Genomic DNA, 1,411 nt, shown 5'->3' on the forward strand with positions numbered 1-1,411 from the left:
GGCCTACTTACCTTCAAACACCTTCAGTATTTACAGAAATAAAGCCTCGACTGATAATGCATTGAATTAAAATAATTAACCCCGTCATTTGTAGTAGACCAATTTCTGGCAATGAAAAAATATCGGGTATGATCTCCAATCCCAAAGAAAATACGCAGGAATAACAGAAATGATCAAATTTAAAATTTTAACCGGTATCGTTAATATAATTACTTCATATATTTTCATTTAAACCTCTATTTTTTACATACAGCATAACTACCTCAACTCACTTAACCCCAAAGCGATAGACTCTTGCTGAAATCGACCAAAAATATTAACGACTTTCTCATATGAGCTTGTCAAAAAATGCTCATCAACAATGTCACTAGTTTCTTCAAAGGCATTATTATCAATAACCGTATCAAATCCACTAAGTTTCAATTTTGCTTTAGAGCTGACGTTTGATGCCTTGCCGAATATAACAGAGCATGAAATCTCAGCATCTACATCCTCTTCAACATTAGCGCTCATCTTTTCAAACTTAACAATATCAGCTTCAAAGGGTACATCTTGTTTAACTCGATAAGCATATTCCAACAGCTTAGGCTCCGCAGGCATATACATAACCGCCTCTTGATTCTTTGAACCAGTCATTCTGAGGATTCGCCCCAAAATCTGTCTAAAATGCATTTCTGTTTTGATATTAGTCAGGTGACAACAAACCTGCAATCGGGGGATATTCGTTCCCTCGCTGATCATCCCTACCGAAATGATCCATTTAGTTTGTGCATGCCTAAACTGTTGAATAATATTGGTTGGCTCATTTTCTCGGTAAGTAACCACAACGGCATCTTCGTTAAAACAGGCTTTCATTAACGTTGAAATCTGTTTTGCATAATCAACTGAAGACGCAACAATTAATCCGGCGGCGTCAGAGTTTTTCACTCTAATCGCACTTAGTTTTTTCTGTGCTGAAGAAATAACGTATTTGATTACCTTTTCATTTTCAATAATTTCCTGATACGGAATGATTGATTGTGATAATAAACATTTAAAGCTAGTAAACGTTTTAGTCTCATCGTCATCAACAACTGAAATATTATTGTTATCCACCGCAATTATCTGTGGAATACGACAAACATCATCTTGAATAGCTTCAGAAAGCCCGTAAACGTAATCACATGATATTTTGTTGCTAGGATGCATATAGTTTGAAAGAACGATAGGAGCAGCGTCTGAGCGCCAAGGTGTTCCTGTTAACGCCAGTGTATATTTTGCTTTATCTTGAATGTTCAGTATTATTTGTTCGCCCCAAGCATTTGCATTATCAATATTAGAACCAGCACAGTGGTGGATCTCGTCAAAGATCACAAATATTCTATACCTATGAAATAACTGCCAAAAATTTTCATCAAGATACTGCAAACTT

Annotated in this window: 1 protein-coding gene; it reads right to left on the reverse strand. The window is 35.9% G+C overall.

What is annotated here, in order from left to right:
* Positions 1 to 258: 258 nt before the first annotated feature.
* A partial coding sequence (locus H4J50_RS18900) for a DEAD/DEAH box helicase (RefSeq protein WP_182257695.1) occupies positions 259 to 1,411 on the reverse strand: 1,153 nt, incomplete at its 5' end.

The organism is Colwellia sp. 6M3 (assembly GCF_014077595.1).
In the GTDB taxonomy this organism is placed as follows: domain Bacteria; phylum Pseudomonadota; class Gammaproteobacteria; order Enterobacterales; family Alteromonadaceae; genus Cognaticolwellia.